General features: G+C 56.3%; 14 protein-coding genes, 1 pseudogene and 1 riboswitch. Of the genes and pseudogenes, 8 read left to right on the top strand and 7 right to left on the bottom strand.

Annotation, left to right across the window (positions count from 1 at the left end):
• Nucleotides 1–4 precede the first annotated feature (4 nt).
• Both GY169_RS03620 and GY169_RS03615 read left to right on the top strand, forming a co-directional pair.
• Nucleotides 5–736, top strand: a pseudogene (locus GY169_RS03620) (molecular chaperone).
• Nucleotides 733–1,806 (top strand): fimbrial protein, encoded by a 1,074-nt coding sequence (locus tag GY169_RS03615; RefSeq protein ID WP_167574997.1) that lies wholly within the window; start codon nt 733–735, stop codon nt 1,804–1,806. The pseudogene GY169_RS03620 and the gene GY169_RS03615 overlap by 4 nt, the downstream one beginning before the upstream one ends.
• Nucleotides 1,807–1,885: 79 nt before the next feature.
• On the opposite strand, the gene ribB is transcribed toward GY169_RS03615, so the two are convergent.
• Entirely contained in the window at nt 1,886–2,539 is a 654-nt protein-coding gene (ribB, locus tag GY169_RS03610; protein WP_163447869.1) for a 3,4-dihydroxy-2-butanone-4-phosphate synthase, read from the bottom strand.
• Nucleotides 2,540–2,643: 104 nt separating this feature from the next.
• Nucleotides 2,644–2,793: riboswitch (FMN riboswitch) on the bottom strand.
• Nucleotides 2,794–2,914: 121 nt separating this feature from the next.
• Between ribB and ubiK the strand changes: the two genes are divergently transcribed.
• Entirely contained in the window at nt 2,915–3,184 is a 270-nt protein-coding gene (gene ubiK / locus GY169_RS03605) for a ubiquinone biosynthesis accessory factor UbiK (protein WP_163447868.1), read from the top strand.
• 108 nt (nt 3,185–3,292) lie between these two features.
• Here ubiK and hldE read toward each other — a convergent pair whose 3' ends face one another.
• The 3 genes from hldE to GY169_RS03590 are packed head-to-tail and all read right to left on the bottom strand — an operon-like array spanning nt 3,293 to nt 8,937.
• Entirely contained in the window at nt 3,293–4,726 is a 1,434-nt protein-coding gene (gene hldE / locus GY169_RS03600) for a bifunctional D-glycero-beta-D-manno-heptose-7-phosphate kinase/D-glycero-beta-D-manno-heptose 1-phosphate adenylyltransferase HldE (protein ID WP_167574996.1), read from the bottom strand.
• A 47-nt stretch (nt 4,727–4,773) separates the two neighbouring features.
• On the bottom strand, nt 4,774–7,614 hold the full coding sequence (gene glnE, locus GY169_RS03595; protein WP_167574995.1) for a bifunctional [glutamate--ammonia ligase]-adenylyl-L-tyrosine phosphorylase/[glutamate--ammonia-ligase] adenylyltransferase: 2,841 nt from the start codon (nt 7,612–7,614) through the stop codon (nt 4,774–4,776).
• Nucleotides 7,615–7,635: 21 nt separating this feature from the next.
• Nucleotides 7,636–8,937 (bottom strand): inorganic triphosphatase, encoded by a 1,302-nt coding sequence (locus GY169_RS03590; protein ID WP_167574994.1) that lies wholly within the window; start codon nt 8,935–8,937, stop codon nt 7,636–7,638.
• Between the two features lie 233 nt (nt 8,938–9,170).
• On the opposite strand from GY169_RS03590, the gene GY169_RS03585 reads away from it, so the two are divergent.
• Both GY169_RS03585 and GY169_RS03580 read left to right on the top strand, forming a co-directional pair.
• The gene (locus GY169_RS03585) at nt 9,171–9,791 is read left to right on the top strand and encodes a TIGR04211 family SH3 domain-containing protein (protein ID WP_163447864.1); all 621 of its coding nucleotides are present in this window, start codon (nt 9,171–9,173) and stop codon (nt 9,789–9,791) included.
• A gap of 65 nt (nt 9,792–9,856) precedes the next feature.
• Nucleotides 9,857–11,098 (top strand): multifunctional CCA addition/repair protein, encoded by a 1,242-nt coding sequence (locus GY169_RS03580; protein WP_167574993.1) that lies wholly within the window; start codon nt 9,857–9,859, stop codon nt 11,096–11,098.
• Nucleotides 11,099–11,108: 10 nt separating this feature from the next.
• Here GY169_RS03580 and bacA read toward each other — a convergent pair whose 3' ends face one another.
• Nucleotides 11,109–11,930, bottom strand: a complete 822-nt coding sequence (gene bacA / locus GY169_RS03575) for an undecaprenyl-diphosphate phosphatase (RefSeq protein WP_167574992.1) — start codon at nt 11,928–11,930, stop codon at nt 11,109–11,111.
• Nucleotides 11,931–12,022: 92 nt separating this feature from the next.
• On the bottom strand, nt 12,023–12,382 hold the full coding sequence (folB, locus tag GY169_RS03570) for a bifunctional dihydroneopterin aldolase/7,8-dihydroneopterin epimerase (protein WP_065356078.1): 360 nt from the start codon (nt 12,380–12,382) through the stop codon (nt 12,023–12,025).
• Nucleotides 12,383–12,489: 107 nt separating this feature from the next.
• Here folB and plsY point away from each other — a divergent pair, with 107 nt between their 5' ends.
• Nucleotides 12,490–13,107 carry a glycerol-3-phosphate 1-O-acyltransferase PlsY gene (plsY, locus tag GY169_RS03565; protein WP_065356079.1) on the top strand — a complete coding sequence of 206 codons (618 nt, stop codon included), beginning with the start codon at nt 12,490–12,492 and terminating at the stop codon, nt 13,105–13,107.
• A gap of 57 nt (nt 13,108–13,164) precedes the next feature.
• On the opposite strand, the gene tsaD is transcribed toward plsY, so the two are convergent.
• On the bottom strand, nt 13,165–14,178 hold the full coding sequence (gene tsaD / locus GY169_RS03560; RefSeq protein ID WP_064542267.1) for a tRNA (adenosine(37)-N6)-threonylcarbamoyltransferase complex transferase subunit TsaD: 1,014 nt from the start codon (nt 14,176–14,178) through the stop codon (nt 13,165–13,167).
• A gap of 235 nt (nt 14,179–14,413) precedes the next feature.
• On the opposite strand from tsaD, the gene rpsU reads away from it, so the two are divergent.
• Together rpsU and dnaG are read left to right on the top strand one after the other, a co-directional pair.
• Complete coding sequence (rpsU, locus tag GY169_RS03555; protein ID WP_001144069.1) at nt 14,414–14,629, top strand: 30S ribosomal protein S21; 216 nt, start codon at nt 14,414–14,416, stop codon at nt 14,627–14,629.
• A 115-nt stretch (nt 14,630–14,744) separates the two neighbouring features.
• Nucleotides 14,745–16,487: a DNA primase gene (gene dnaG / locus GY169_RS03550; RefSeq protein WP_167574991.1), complete on the top strand. Its 1,743-nt coding sequence runs from the start codon at nt 14,745–14,747 to the stop codon at nt 16,485–16,487.
• Nucleotides 16,488–16,630 lie beyond the last annotated feature (143 nt).

Here is a 16,630-nt window from a genome sequence, read left to right as displayed (position 1 = left end):
AGAAATGACACCTATGAAAGGACTTCTCTGGCTGTTACTCACGCTATCTTTCACCAGCTAGGCCGCTGTTTCACCGGATCGCACCCGGGTGATTTTCAACGGCGACAACAAAGCGGCAAGCCTGAAATTAACCAATGCCAGTAAAGATCTCCCCTATCTGGCCTACTCGTGGATCGAAGATGAAAAGGGCAATAAGAGCGATGCCTTTTTTGCCGCCCTGCCGCCAATGCAGCGCCTGGAGCCCGGCGCGATGACTCAGGTTCGTATCATCAAACAGAGCGGCGTATCAGCGCTCCCCACAGATCGGGAGTCATTGTTTTATTACAATGTTCGGGAAATTCCGCCTGCGCCGGATACCGCTGAAAATCACGCGGTGGTGCAGGTAGCTATGCAGTCAAAAATCAAAATGTTCTGGCGTCCCGCCTCTCTGAAGAAAAAACCGGGGGACCAAAAAGAACACGCGATGACCTTTCGCCTGAACGGTAAAACGTTAGAGGTACAGAACCCCACGCCCTACTACATTACGCTGGCCTATTTCGGCAAAGATTTGCGCGGCGTGACGCCCGGTTTTAAAACCACCATGCTGCCGCCATTTGGATCCGCCAGTTTGAATACCGGCCCGAACGACGGCCCGAGTTTCTACATTGGCTATATGGATGATTACGGTGCGCTCCGGATGCTGCAGCTAAGCTGCCGCAGCAGCTGCACAGCCACCGCATCGGAGGAGAAAAAATGATCCGCCGTCTGTCATCACTGCTCCTGCTGGCGCTGTTACTCAGCCCATTTCAGGCCGCATGGGCGGTGCATTGCTATCTTGGCGCATCGGGCGGCCCAACGGATAAGTATCAAACGATAGGAGAATTTGCGGTTCCTGATAACGCCCAGGTCGGCGATAAAATCTGGGAAAGCGGTGATATTAAAGTCCCGGTATACTGCGACAACGGCGATAAAATGGATGGCAACGGGCGAGTCGGCGAAGACGTTTATGCATGGGTAAACCCCTACTCTTCAACGGACGATCCTTACTATCAGCTCGGAGTGACCTATGCGGGCGTCGATTACGACACGACACAGGGTGCGGTAGGGATTGATACCAACACCTGTATTGATAATGCCTATTACGAAAAATTTACGGCGGCGCAAATTCGGGCTTCCGGCTGGGAAGAGCGATTATGCAGTAAAAATGCCGATGACGTTCACTACTCGCGAACGTTTATCGCGCGTATGCGTCTGTATGTGAAAATCAAAGCAATGCCGGCACACGACTACCAGAGTACGCTCGGCAGCTTTACCCTCGTGCAGTTTGACGGCGCCGATGGCTGGAACCAGAGTCCGGATGCCGCCAACCTGAAATACCACGTCAGCGGACTGGAAAACATTCGCGTCCTTGACTGTAACGTGACGTTCAATATTGAACCTGCCAACCAGATCATTGATTTTGGGTCATTTAATCCCTACGAGATCGCCAGTGGTGCGATAACTCGCACCTTCTCCGTCACCACGAATAAAAGTCAGGACGGAACCTGTGCCGATGGTTTTAAGGTCAACTCATCGTTTTACACCACAGAGACCCTGTCAGCAGACGATACCTCGTTGCTGATTGGCAACGGCCTGCAGCTAAAAATCCTTAACAGCGATAACCACAGGCCCTACACATTTAACCAGTATGAAGAATACGCCGACTTTACCGGATCGCTATTAACGATGACGCAGAACTACACGGCAGAACTGTCAAAAGTTGCGGGAGAAGAGGTCAAGGTGGGACACTTCGAATCGGTCGTACTGTTCAAGATCAACTACAACTAGCAACAAAAAGGCCGGGATAACCCGGCCTTTAAGATTGGCAAGCGCTGCGACGCCGGGCTTCCGGCATCAGCAGTGGAGCTTAGCTCGCTTTACGTTCGTGTTCACGACGGTAAGCCACGAGATCTTCAATGGTCACCAGCGCCATGTTATGTTTCTTCGCAAACTCGATGCACTCTGGCGCACGCGCCATGGTACCGTCGTCGTTGGTCAGTTCACACAGAACACCCGCCGGTTTGAAGCCAGCCAGGCTCACCAGATCGATAGTCGCTTCGGTGTGGCCACCACGGGTCAGAACGCCGCCAGGCTGCGCGCGCAGCGGGAATACGTGGCCCGGACGGTTGAGGTCGGACGGTTTCGCGTTATCGGCAATCGCCGCGCGAACGGTAGTCAGGCGGTCAGCGGCGGAAACGCCGGTGGTGACGCCGTGTGCCGCTTCGATAGTGACGGTAAAACCGGTGCCGTAGGCGCTGGTGTTATTTTCCACCATCATCGGCAGCTCCAGCTGTTTACGACGTTCGTCGGTCAGACACAGACAAACGATGCCGCTACCGTGACGGATAGTCAGCGCCATTTGTTCAACGGTCATGTTTTCGGCGGCAAAAACCATGTCGCCTTCGTTCTCGCGATCTTCATCGTCCAGCACCATCGCGCCGCGGCCTTCGCGCAGGGCAATCAGTGCGTTTTCAACGCGTTCGAACGGAGTACCAAAAGAGGAAAGTAGCGTCTGATTCATGGTAAAAAAACCTCATTAAAATTATGGTTACCAGAATCAGGGCAGTCTTAGGAGTGCCGACAAGCGGCAAATAGATAACGCGAGCGGGTTAAACCCAACTGAATCGTTACTCTCTCCCATCCGGACTTTAACCGTCGGCCCCGGAATTACACCGGATCTGCTGACCTTCCTGAATTCACAAGAAGCGCTCGCGGGCTTTCAGCCGTAGCTGATTTACCGCCGGTGGGGAATTTCGCCCCGCCCTGAGAATAAGCGCACTCACTATAACGCTAATGACTATCTTCGGCAATGCATAAGCTTCGAACAATTCTGGTTTATCGTATGGGGAGAAGACACTACAATAGCAGTAATGCCGACAGAATCAGGGAAACAGAGATGATCGACCCGAAGAAAATTGAACAAATCGCCCGCCAGGTCCACGAATCCATGCCGAAAGGTCTGCGAGAGTTCGGGGATGACATTGAGAAGAAAGTTCGCCAGGTGATCCAGTCTCAGCTGACGCGCCTTGACGTCGTGAGTCGTGAAGAGTTTGACGTACAAACGCAGGTATTGCTGCGCACGCGTGAAAAGCTGGCGCTGCTGGAACAGCGGATTAGCGAGCTGGAAAACCGCGACACGGCGCCAGTTGCTGAAGAAAAAGAGTAAGTCGAACGGCCCCTCACCCCGACCCTCTCCCCAAAGGGGCGAGGGAGCAAACCGAGCGGTCCCCTCTCCCTACGGAGAGAGGGTTCGGGTGAGGGGAAGCGCGAAGCGTTACTTCCCGCTATCCTTCTGAATCTTCTTAATAATATTGGTCGTTGAGCAACCATCTTCAAAGTTCAGCACCAGCACTTCACCACCGTTCGCCCACACTTCTTCGCTACCGGCAATTTGTTCTGGCTTATAGTCGCCGCCCTTCACCAGGCGATCCGGCAGGATCCCGGCAATCAGGCGCTGCGGCGTATCTTCTTCAAACGAGACCACCCAGTCTACCGACTCCAACGCACCCAGCACGATCATCCGCTGGTCCAGCGGATTCACCGGGCGAGACTCTCCCTTCAGGCGTTTGGTAGACGCATCGCTGTTGACCGCCACGATCAGACGATCGCCCAGCTTGCGTGCGTTCGCCAGATAAGAAACATGGCCCGCGTGGAGAATATCGAACACGCCATTGGTCATCACCACTTTCTCACCGCGACGACGCGCGGCAGCCACCGCGTGCTTAAGCTCTTCTTCACTCATCACGCCAAAACCGGTATCCGCACGACCGCGCACGGCGTTTTCCAGCTCGATAGGCGAAACGGTTGACGTCCCGAGTTTACCCACCACGACACCCGCGGCGGCGTTAGCGAAGAAACAGGCCTCTTCCAGTGTCTTACCGGAGGCCAGCGTCGCCGCCAGCACGCCAATCACCGTATCACCCGCGCCGGTCACGTCGTACACTTCCTGCGCCTGAGTTGGCTGATGCAGCGGCGCTTTGCCTGGCTGCAGCAGCGTCATGCCCTGCTCGGAGCGAGTCACTAACAACGCGGCAAGATCGAAATCGGCAATCAACTTCATGCCGCGCTCAACCAGCTCTTCTTCGTTTTTACATTTCCCCACTACCGCTTCGAACTCGGACAGGTTCGGCGTCAGCAGCGTCGCGCCGCGATAGCGTTCAAAATCAGTCCCTTTCGGGTCGATCAATACCGGTACTTTCGCCTGACGCGCCAGCTTAATCATCTGCTGCACGCTTTCCAGCGCGCCTTTGGCGTAGTCGGAAAGCACCAGCGCACCGACATTAGGCAGGCTGCTCTGAATGCGGTCATGCAGCGGCTGTGGATCCACGCCAGCAAACCCTTCTTCAAAATCCAGACGAATGAGCTGCTGGTTACGTGACAGCACGCGCAGCTTGGTGATCGTCGGGTGCGTCGGCACCGAGACGAAATCACATTTGACGTTCACGTCGGCCAGCGCTTTGTTCAGCGCGCGCGCCGCGTCGTCAATACCGGTCAGGCCCACGAGACGAGAATTTGCGCCCAGAGAAGCAATGTTCATTGCCACGTTCGCCGCGCCGCCAGGGCGTTCTTCGATGGTCTCCACCTTGACCACCGGCACCGGGGCTTCCGGGGAAATACGGCTGGTTGGGCCATACCAGTAGCGATCCAGCATCACATCGCCAACCACCATTACTCCTGCACGTTCAAATTCCGGCAGCGTCACTTTCATTCGTGTCTCCTGAGAGAATCAAAATTTTCGCGCGATAATAGCACATTTCACGGTTGAACCAGCCACTTCTGCCAGCTGGCGCTCACCAGTTCGCGCTCTTTTACGAAGCTCGCCAGGTCCACATTGCCCGGCAGCTCCTGAAGCGCCAGATGATGCAATGCATCGCGAAGCGTGGTGTAAGCGCGGGTTAACGCCTGCGCTTCCAGCTCATCCATAATGTCGTTTTGCGCCAGCAGCTCGAGGATGCGCACGTTATCCGACCAGCGTGTCAGCTTCGGTTTCTCGTGAGCGTAGCGCAGCACCAGATACTGGGTGATAAACTCAATATCGGTGATACCGCCAGCATCGGTTTTAATGTCGAAACGGTCGCGCTGCTTGCCGCCGAGATGAGCGCGCATTTTTTCCCGCATCTCGCGGACTTCGGTTTGCAGCGCCGCGCCGTCGCGCGTATTGGTCAGGATCTGACGACGGATCGCGTCAAACTGCTGCTGAAGCTGCGGATCGCCGTACACCACGCGGGCGCGCACCAGGGCCTGGTGCTCCCAGGTCCACGCTTCGTTCTGCTGATAATCGGCAAACGCTTCGGCGGTGGTCACCAGCATCCCGGCCGCCCCGGATGGGCGCAGACGGGCATCCACTTCATACAAAATACCGGACGAGGTGCGGGTGCTGAACAGGTGCATAATGCGCTGTGCCAGACGTAGGTAGAACTGGCGACCGTCAATTTCGCGTTCACCGTCGGTCATCGCATCCATCGGGCAATCGTGCAGGAACACCAGATCGAGATCCGAACTGTACCCCAACTCCCAGCCGCCCAGCTTGCCATAGCCAATCACCGCAAAACCGCGACCGGAGCGTTCACGCAGGTGGGTCGGCTGGCCGTAGCGCGCCACCATTTGCACCCACGCCTGCTGCACCACAGCGTCAATCATCGCCTCAGCCAGCCAGGTTAAGTGGTCACTGACCTTCATGACCGGCAGCGTGCCAGCGATATCGGCCGCCGCAATGTGCAGCAGCTGCGCCTGTTTAAACTGACGCAGTGCTTCCAGCTGTTGCTCTTCGTCTTCTTCCGGCACGCGCAGCAGATACTGGCGCAGTTCGTCGCGATAGGCGTCGGTAGCCGTCGGCTGGTACAGCGTGTTCGGGTCGAGCAGTTCGTCCAGCAGCAGCGGATAGCGCGCCAGCTGGCTGGCCACCATCGGCGAAGCCGCACACAGGCGAATCAGGTGCTTCAGCGTACCGGGGTACTCGCTCAGCAACTCCAGATAGGTCGTTCGGGTGACGATGCCGCTCAGCAGCGGCGTAATGCGCGACAGCAGCACCAGCGCGTCCTCGCGGGCGCACACTTCGCTGAGCAGATGCGGCATCAGTGAATCCAGCACCTGACGGCCGCGCGGGCCGATGGTGCGCTTATCCAGCTCTTTGCGAAAATCGGCAATCTGCGACAACACGCGATGACGATCGTCGTCGCTCAGATGAATCAGCACAGCCGGTGAATCATCCTCCTGCAGCGTGTCCTGCCACAGTTCACGCCAGGACTCCGACAGCTGCTCTTCCTGCGAACTTTCTTCATCGTCGCCGATAAGCTCGTTAAACACCCGTCGCACCTGCGCCATCAGCGCATCCAGCCGCTCCGTGAGCGTCTCCCAGTCGGCAAAATGCATACCCCACGCCAGACGCGCGCGGTTAAGATCGTCGCCGGGCAGCGTTTGCGTCTGCTCGTCGTTAATACTTTGCAGCAGGTTTTCCAGGCGACGCAGGAACAGATACGCTTCACGCAGCACCTGCGCATCGTTTTCTGACAGCAGATTGAGCGCCTCAATGGCGGTCAACGTCGGTAGCAGCGAACGGCTTTGCAGCGTAGGCTCGCGGCCACCGCGAATCAACTGGAAGACCTGAACGATAAACTCAATTTCGCGAATGCCGCCCGCGCCCAGCTTGATGTTGTCCTTCAAGCCACGACGACGTACTTCGCGGGTGATCATCCCTTTCATGTTGCGCAGAGACTGGATCACGCTGAAGTCGATATAGCGGCGGAAGACAAAGGGCCGCAGCATGGCGCGCAGCTCGCTAGTGTAAACACCGTCGTCATCGCCCATGATACGTGCTTTGACCATCGCATAGCGCTCCCAGTCGCGCCCCTGCTCCTGGTAATAATCCTCCAGCGCCGCAAAGCTCAGCACCAGCGGGCCGCTGTCGCCGAACGGACGCAGCCGCATATCCACGCGGTAGACAAAACCGTCCTGCGTAGGCTGGTCGAGCACTTTGATCAGGCGCTGCCCCAGGCGGGTAAAGAACTGGGCGTTATCCAGTTCACGACGCCCCCCCTGGGTGCTGCCATGCTCCGGCCAGGCAAAAATGAGATCGATATCAGAGGAGAAATTCAGCTCGCCGCCGCCCAGCTTACCCATACCCAGGATCAGCAGCGGCTGCGGAACGCCATCAGCGCTACACGGTGTGCCCCACTCGCGGCAGCAGGCGTCATACAGCCAGTTACGGGCGCTGACGATCAGCGTTTCCGCCAGGTGGCTAAGCTGTTGAAGCGTATCTTCTTCGGAAACCTGCGACAGCGCCTGCGACCAGGCGATGCGCACCATTATCCGCCGACGGAACAGACGCAGCGCGCGCATTAGCGCCGCTTCATCGTAAACCTCCGCCAGTTCGGCCTGTAGCCAGCCCGCGTATTGCCGCCATTCGTCCGCCTGCGGCGGCTCGCTTTCCAGCGACGCCAGCCACTCGGGGTGCGCCGTTAAACTTTGCTGAACAAAATCACTAAAGGTGAAAACAGCCTGCGCTTCGGTACTCAGCGCCCCAAGGGGAAAATCTTCCGGGGCGCGGTCCAGGAGCGTTTGCCAGTGCTGCTGTAACTGCGAAGAAAGCGGCGTCATACACGGGTTCCCTGAAGTTAATTAACGTTTGCCGCTGTGTAACCAGAACGGCTCAACCGACAGTGCCTCATTGCGGTAATGTTCAATTTCAATGTGCTGGCGCGTCTCAATGGCGTGACGCAGGCCCTGCCAGTTGGCCAACCACTGCGCCGCCCGTTCGTAGTCGTAGTAACCCGACAGCAGCTGAACGGTATTGATGTCGCGCGTCAGACGCGGCAACTGGTCGCTATAGCTATCCCCCAACGGATAGGCGAACGTCTTACGCAGCTCGGCGGCCTGACGGGAGAGGTGAATATCAGCAAAGCGTTTAAACGAATCGGCCAGTTTGGCTTCGGCTTTAGCATCGAGAAACGCCTGCCAGCCGCGCGTTACCAGCCACTCGGTGTAGGCCAGTTTGGTCAGCGCAGTTTCGCGGCTGAAGACCGCATCATGCGCAGAGACATCGCTTGCCATCAGCGCATCAACCCGGGTTAGCCCATCGCGCAGGCTGGCGCTGGCTTTACGCGGCACAATGCCGCCGAACAGCGTCAGAATATGACGTACCAGGCCCAGCGCGTTAACCACTTCGGTTTTCGCCTTTTTATTACCGCGCAGCCATAGCTCTTCGTGGTACTGCCAGTGCGCCAGCGCTTTTTCCAGCGCCGCCTCCATCGCCTGGCCTACCGTTGCCTTTGGCGGCAGCGTTAAAATCGTCAACGGCTGCAGCTCTCGCGCCGGGTTACCCTGCGCCAGATGGTAGCCGCGCGCGGCTTTACTCAGGCTGCCCTGACGCAGCAGGCCGGTCTCGGCCAGCTGCTTCGCCAGCGCCAGCACGTCAGCGGTTTCACCGCTCAGCAGCTCCAGTTCCAGTTCGCAAATGGCTTCCTGATGCTCGCCCGCTTTGACCTCGCCCTGATCCAGCGCGATTTCAATCTGGCTTTTGCCGTGCTTCACCACCCATTTTTCGCGGTAGAAGTCGGTGCTAAACAGCGGGTTGACCTGCTCGGCCAGCCCTTGGGGCATTTCGCCGTTCGGCCACACTTCGGCAGGCAGTTTGTCGAGCGCCAGTTCGGGCGTACTGATGTCGATATTGTATTCCGGGCGCTGATGTAGGCCGCCCACGGTGCGACCGGCGATTTTCATGGTCATCTCGTAACGACCGTTATCGCCGCGAATACGCAGCCCCATATCGTGGCGGCGCAGCCAGTTATCGGCGGTTTCGTAATAGATATTCAGCAACTGCCCCGGCGGGGTGTGCTCTGCGTTCAGTGTGTGAAGGTGGTTGCGCAGCGTCTCAACGCCAGCGCCATCGACGATAAATTTGAGTTCGATTTCTTGAGCCATGACTGAATTCTTATGGTTTCGTTGCCGGGAAATACCTTTACGGCGAACTTACAGGTATTCTTTTTGTCAGTAGATAGTATTTTGCGACAAATTGCCATGCAATGCGCAATTTGTCAGGCCAACAGCTGATGCAATTTTTCCTCCTGGAGGATTCCGATTGCCGCAGAATGCTTTGCGTCGTCAGACTGTTGCCACTACTATCGTTCCACTTTTATGACAAAAACGATGATCTGATGCCAAAATTACGCTTAATTGCCATTACTTTACTTGCACTTACTGCTTCTACCGTCGCTCACGCCGATGAAAAGCGGTACGTCTCCGATGAACTGAACACCTGGGTACGCAGCGGCCCGGGCGATAACTATCGCCTGGCAGGCACCGTCAACGCGGGTGAAGAAGTCACCCTGCTGCAGACCAACGAAAATACCCAATACGGCCAGGTGCGTGACAGCAACGGCCGTACCGCGTGGATCCCGCTCAAAGAGCTGACCGCGACGCCAAGCCTGCGCACCCGCGTGCCGGATCTCGAAAATCAGGTCAAAACCCTGACCGACAAACTGAACAACATCGACACCACCTGGAACCAGCGCACCGCAGAAATGCAGAAAAAGGTTGCTGAGAGCGATACGGTGATCAACGGTTTGAAAAACGAGAACCAGAAGCTGAAAAACGAGCTTATCGTGGCGCAGAAAAAGGTGAACGCCGCGAATCTGCAGCTCGATGATAAACAGCGCACCATCATCATGCAGTGGTTTATGTACGGCGGCGGCGTGCTCGGTATTGGCCTGATCCTCGGTCTGGTGCTGCCGCACATCATTCCAAGCCGCAAACGCAAAGATCGCTGGATGAACTAAGCCAACTCGCCTTAAGTCGACTTCTTTCGTATTATCAGAAAGAAAATGATGAGGAGAAGCGTGGCGTGAAGAGTTATCTGGTCGGCGGAGCAGTTCGGGACAGGCTATTGGGCCTACCGATCAAAGATAAAGATTGGGTCGTGGTCGGCGCCACGCCGCAGCAGATGCTTGATGCGGGCTACCAACAGGTAGGCCGCGATTTTCCGGTATTTTTACATCCGGACAGCCACGAAGAGTACGCGCTGGCGCGCACCGAGCGAAAATCGGGTTCCGGGTATACCGGCTTTACCTGCTACGCCGCGCCGGACGTCACGCTGGAGCAAGATCTGTTGCGCCGCGACCTCACCGTTAACACGCTTGCCGAGGACAGCGACGGGACGATTATCGACCCGTACGGCGGCCAGCGCGATCTCCAGCAGCGCATCCTGCGCCATGTCTCCCCCGCTTTCGCGGAAGACCCGCTGCGCGTGCTACGCGTCGCGCGTTTTGCCGCGCGTTACGCCCATCTTAGCTTCCGTATTGCCGACGAAACTCTGGCCTTGATGCGCGAAATGGCCGACGCTGGCGAGCTGGCGCATCTGACGCCTGAGCGTGTCTGGAAAGAGACGGAAAGCGCACTCGGCACCCGTAACCCGCAAGTCTTTTTCCAGACGTTACGCGACTGCGGCGCGCTAAAGGTGCTGTTCCCGGAAATCGACGCGCTGTTTGGCGTGCCGGCCCCGGAGAAATGGCACCCGGAAATTGATACCGGCGTGCATACGCTGATGACCGTATCGATGGCCGCGATGCTCAGCCCGGATATTGACGTCCGTTTCGCTACGCTGTGCCACGACTTAGGCAAGGGGCTGACGCCAAAAGAGTTCTGGCCTCGTCACCACGGCCACGGCCCGGCGGGGGTTAAGCTGGTCGAGCAGCTGTGCCAGCGTCTGAAAGTGCCGAACGACATGCGCGAGCTGGCAAAACTGGTCGCCGAATTCCATGACCTGATTCATACCCTGCCCATTCTGCAGCCGAAAACGCTGGTGAAACTGTTCGACTCCATCGACGCCTGGCGCAAGCCGCAGCGTGTAGAACAGATTGCGCTTACCAGCGAAGCCGACGTGCGCGGGCGTACTCGCTTCGAAGCCTGTGATTACCCACAGGGACGCCTGCTACGGGAAGCGTGGGCCGTTGCCAGAAGCGTGGGCAACAAAGAGGTGATTGAGGCCGGATTTAAAGGGCCGGAAATCCGCGAAGAACTGACACGACGCCGAATTCAGGCGGTGGCCAACTGGAAGGAAAAACGTTGCCCCCAGCCAAAAGACTGAGGGCACGCCATCAGAAGAAGACCACGTATACCGCGGCCGCGACGATGAAGCGGTAGATAGCGAACGGAATAAACGAAATACGTTTAATCAGCTGCAGGAAGGTTTTGATGGCCACCAACGCCACCAGGAAGGCCATCACAAACCCGACGGCAAACATCGGGATATCACCGGCAGTCAGGAAGTGCCAGCTCTTGTAGAGATCCAGCACCGTCGCGCCCATCATCATCGGCACCGCCAGCAGGAAAGAGAACTCCGACGCCGCATAGCGGCTCACGCCGACCAGCATACCGCCGGAAATGGTCGCTCCCGAACGGGAGAAGCCCGGCCACAGCGCCAGACACTGGAAGCAGCCAATCATAAATGCCTGACGATACGTCATATCATCCACGCCGACCGCGCGCGGCACCTTCGGCTTCAGGCATTCCGCGGCAATCAGCAGGACACCGCCCACCACCAGCGCATACATCACGTTAATCGGGTTAAATAACGATTTGATGGCGTCGTGGAACACCAGCCCCAGCACCACCGCCGGAATCATCCCGAGCAGAATATGAATGAGCGACAAACGGCCTGAGCCTTCACCTTCGTGCATAGGAGGACGGCCAAAGTGGATGCCAATCAGGCCAAACAGCCGACGCCAGAACATCACCACCACCGCGAGGATCGAACCCAGTTGGATCACCACCTCAAACGTCTTCGCCGTATCTCCTTCAAAGCCCAGCAGGTGGCCGACGATAATCATATGGCCAGTGCTGGAGACGGGCAGAAACTCAGTCAATCCTTCGACCACACCCAGAATAGCCGCCACCAGCAGCGAGTGCATATCGCTCATTAAATAAACCCTTAAAAGTAAACAATAAAATAAACCCGGCACTAAGACCGGTATAAATCATTTTGGTTTAAGTTATATGACGAATAATGAGATTAATTAGGATTATGGCCACGCTGAATGATCACGCCCACGTTGGCGGCGCGCGCCACGGCGCCCGGTTTACTCACCTTAATGCGCACCCACGGGGTGTTAAAGCGCGACATCAGCAGGTCGGCAACCTCTTCCGCAACACGTTCCACCAGCGCGAAACGGCTGCCTTCCACGTGTTTTACTACCGCTTCGCTGATATCCGCATAGCTCAGGCAGTCTTCCACGTTGTCGCTGGCGGCGGCTTTGCGGTTGTCCCAGGCTAATTCGATATCGAACACCAGCTTCTGTTCAATGGTTTGTTCCCAGTCATAAACACCGATAGTGGTGATTACCGAAAGTTGCTCTATAAATACAATATCCATCACGACCTGCTTGGTTTTAGGCTAAACCGGATACCACTTCCGGCGAATTATGCGTATTATCCACAGATGCAGAGAATACTTCGACATTTTCAAAATGGAACAGCGTTATGAGTGCAATCGAGCCTGGAATGATCCTCCTTGCCTACCTTTGCGGCTCAATTTCCAGCGCCATTCTGGTCTGCCGCCTCGCGGGGTTACCTGACCCTCGCACCAGTGGTTCCGGTAATCCCGGCGCCACCAATGTCTTACGCATCGGCGGCAAGGGTGCTGCCGTAGCCGTCCTGGTTTTCGACATCCTGAAAGGGATGCTGCCCGTCTGGGGCGCTTATGCCCTTGGCTTTACTCCATTCTGGCTTGGGCTGGTCGCGATCGCCGCCTGTCTGGGCCATATCTGGCCGGTTTTCTTCCATTTTCAGGGCGGAAAAGGCGTGGCGACCGCGTTTGGCGCGATTGCCCCTATCGGCTGGGATCTAACCGGAGTAATGGCCGGAACCTGGCTGCTGACAATTCTGCTGAGCGGTTATTCGTCACTGGGCGCCATCGTCAGCGCGCTGGTCGCGCCGTTCTACGTCTGGTGGTTCAAGCCCCAGTACACCTTCCCGGTATCGATGCTGTCGTGCCTCATTCTGCTGCGTCATCATGACAACATTCAGCGTTTGTGGCGACGGCAGGAGACAAAAATTTGGGCGCGCCTGAAAAAGCGCAAGCCCAAAGACACCGACTAACACGCACAAAAAAGCCCTCTTCAGGAGGGCTTTTTATCACGAGTCTCGGCCAGAACGTCAGGCGGCTGGCAGCTCCGCCAGCGGCCAACGTGGACGTACGGTCACGCCCAGCGATTCATTGACGCCCGTTTTCAGACGCACCATGCCCGCATAGGCAATCATCGCGCCGTTATCGGTACAGAACTCCGGACGCGCGTAGAATACTTCACCGCCGCGTTTTTGCATCATCGTCGCGAGCTTCGCGCGCAGCGTACGGTTAGCGCTTACGCCGCCCGCCATCACCAGGCGCTTAAAGCCGGTTTGATCCAGCGCGCGTTTGCACTTGATCATCAGCGTATCCACCACCGCATCTTCAAAGGCGCGGGCGATATCGGCACGCGTTTGATCGTCATCGCCGTTATTGCGGATAGTGTTTGCAGCAAAGGTTTTCAGGCCGGAGAAGCTAAAATCCAGCCCCGGACGATCGGTCATCGGACGCGGGAACACAAAGCGCCCTTCCGTCCCCTGCGAAGCCAGCTTCGACAGCATTGGGCCGCCGGGATAATCCAGACCGAGCAGCTTGGCGGTTTTATCAAAAGCTTCCCCCGCCGCATCGTCAATGGACTCGCCCAACAGGGTGTACTCACCGATACCAGTGACGCTAATCAGCTGCGTATGGCCGCCGGATACCAGCAGCGCCACAAACGGATATTCCGGCGGATTATCTTCCAGCATCGGCGCCAGCAGATGACCTTCCATATGGTGGACCGGAATAGCCGGCACATTCCAGGCAAACGCCAGCGAGCGTCCTACGGTTGCGCCGACCAGCAGCGCGCCAACCAGACCTGGACCGGCGGTGTAGGCCACCGCGTCGATATCTTTGGCCGTCAGGTTCGCTTCTTGTAAGGCCGCCTGAATCAGGGGAACCGTTTTACGCACGTGGTCACGCGACGCCAGCTCAGGCACCACACCGCCGTAGTCAGCGTGTAATTTCACCTGACTATACAACTGGTTGGCTAACAGACCTTTTTCGTCGTCATAAATTGCGATGCCGGTTTCATCGCAGGATGTTTCAATACCCAGTACACGCATGGCTAGATTTACCTCGTTTCAATACCGCGCAGTGTAGGTTTTCTGTCCCGGCTTGTAAAACATTGTTCGCCCCAGCAGGCAGCCTCGTGTATACTCCTCACCCTTAAAAAGTCCCGTTCAAAAACGCGTCGGTGCTTTACAAAGCAACAGCAATTGCAGTAAAATTCCGCACCATTTTGAAATAAGCTGGCGTTGATGCCAGCGGCAAACCGAATTTATTAAAGGTGAGAGTTACATGCCGGTAATTAAAGTACGTGAAAACGAGCCGTTCGACGTAGCACTGCGTCGCTTCAAGCGTTCCTGTGAAAAAGCGGGTGTTCTGGCGGAAGTTCGTCGTCGTGAGTTCTATGAAAAACCGACTACCGAACGTAAGCGCGCTAAAGCTTCTGCAGTGAAACGTCACGCGAAGAAACTGGCTCGCGAAAACGCACGCCGTACTCGTCTGTACTAATCTCTTGAGAGCATCGGCTCTCAGGTTACAGACCGAGTTGTAGTTGCAAGGCCGTGCTTCCGAAAGGAATGCGCGGCTTGTTTTCGTTTATAAGTCTTCAAAATAAACGGGGCCTATGGCTGGACGAATCCCACGCGTATTTATTAATGATCTGCTGGCGCGCACCGACATCATCGATCTGATCGATGCACGGGTGAAGCTGAAAAAGCAGGGCAAAAATTACCATGCGTGCTGTCCGTTCCATAACGAGAAAACCCCCTCTTTCACCGTGAACGGTGATAAGCAGTTTTACCACTGCTTCGGCTGCGGCGCGCACGGCAATGCCATCGACTTTTTAATGAACTACGACAAGCTCGAGTTCGTTGAAACCGTTGAAGAACTGGCGGCCATGCACAACCTTGAAGTGCCGTACGAAGCCGGAACAGGTCTTAGCCAGATAGAGCGTCACCAGCGTCAGAATCTCTATCAGCTAATGGAAGGGTTAAATGATTTTTATCAGCAATCCTTCGCCCAACCCATCGCCGAGCCAGCACGCCAGTATCTGGAGCAACGCGGTCTGAGTGCCGAGATTGTCCAGCAGTTTGCTATTGGTTTTGCGCCGCCGGGCTGGGATAACGCCTTAAAACGTTTCGGTGGAAATGTCGACAACAGGAAGCTGCTGCTCGATGCCGGAATGCTGGTCAATAACGACCAGGGAAGAACCTACGACCGTTTCCGCAATCGCGTGATGTTCCCGATTCGCGATAAACGAGGCCGGGTGATTGGTTTTGGTGGCCGCGTACTCGGTAACGATACGCCAAAATACCTCAACTCCCCGGAAACCGATATTTTCCATAAAGGCCGTCAGCTGTATGGCCTTTATGAAGCCCAGCAGCACAACGCTGAACCACCGCGTCTGCTGGTTGTCGAAGGGTATATGGATGTTGTCGCGCTGGCGCAATACGGTATCAACTACGCCGTCGCCTCGCTGGGTACGTCGACCACGGCGGACCATATTCATATGTTATTCCGTGCGACAAACAACGTGATTTGCTGTTACGACGGTGACCGCGCCGGCCGCGACGCTGCATGGCGTGCGCTGGAAACCGCGATGCCGTACATGACCGACGGTCGTCAGCTACGCTTTATGTTCCTGCCCGAGGGTGAAGACCCGGATACGCTGGTACGTAAAGAGGGTAAAGAGGCCTTTGAAGCACGGATGGAGCACGCACAACCGCTCTCCGTCTTCCTATTTAACAGTCTCTTACCGCAGGTTGATCTCAGCTCACCGGACGGCAGCACGCAGCTCGCCGCGCTGGCTCTGCCGCTGATAAGCCAGGTGCCGGGTGACGCGCACCGGATTCAGCTGCGCCAGACGCTGGGGCTGAAGCTGGGCATCTTTGACGATGCGGCGCTTGATCGTTTAATGCCAAAACAGGCAGAAAGTGGCGTGGTACGCCCGCCTCAGCAGATAAAACAGACGCCTATGCGTATACTGATAGGACTACTGGTGCAAAACCCGAATCTGGCACCACTTGTACCTCCTATGCATGGGCTGGCTCAGGCAAAGCTACCGGGGCTCAACCTGTTCAGCGAATTGGTCAACCTGTGTGTGGCGCAACCCGGCCTGACAACGGGCCAACTGTTAGAGAATTATCGCGGAGCAAGTGAATACTCAACACTTGAAAAACTCTCAACCTGGAACGATATAAAGGATGAGAATGTTGAAAAAATGTTCACTGACACGCTAAACCGAATTTTTGATTCAATGCTTGAACAGCGACAGGAAGAGTTGATAGCTCGCGATCGCACGCACGGTTTGAGCAGTGAAGAGCGCAGGGAGTTCTGGGAAATCAGACAGGCCCTGGAAAAAAAATGAATTTAACGGCTTAACTGCCGAATACCTATCGGGAAGCCCCCGACAGCCGCCCGAGGCGCAGCGGCACTAATATAAGTACGCCCTCGCTTTAAATGTCGGCGGTTCGTTCGCCGACCGACACCAATCAAATGAATTAAGTGTGG

Source organism: Kluyvera genomosp. 3 (assembly GCF_011765685.1).
GTDB classification, from domain to species: Bacteria; Pseudomonadota; Gammaproteobacteria; order Enterobacterales; family Enterobacteriaceae; genus Kluyvera; species Kluyvera georgiana_A.
Note: the sequence above shows the minus strand (reverse complement) of the source record. Positions and strands in the feature narration are given on the sequence as shown.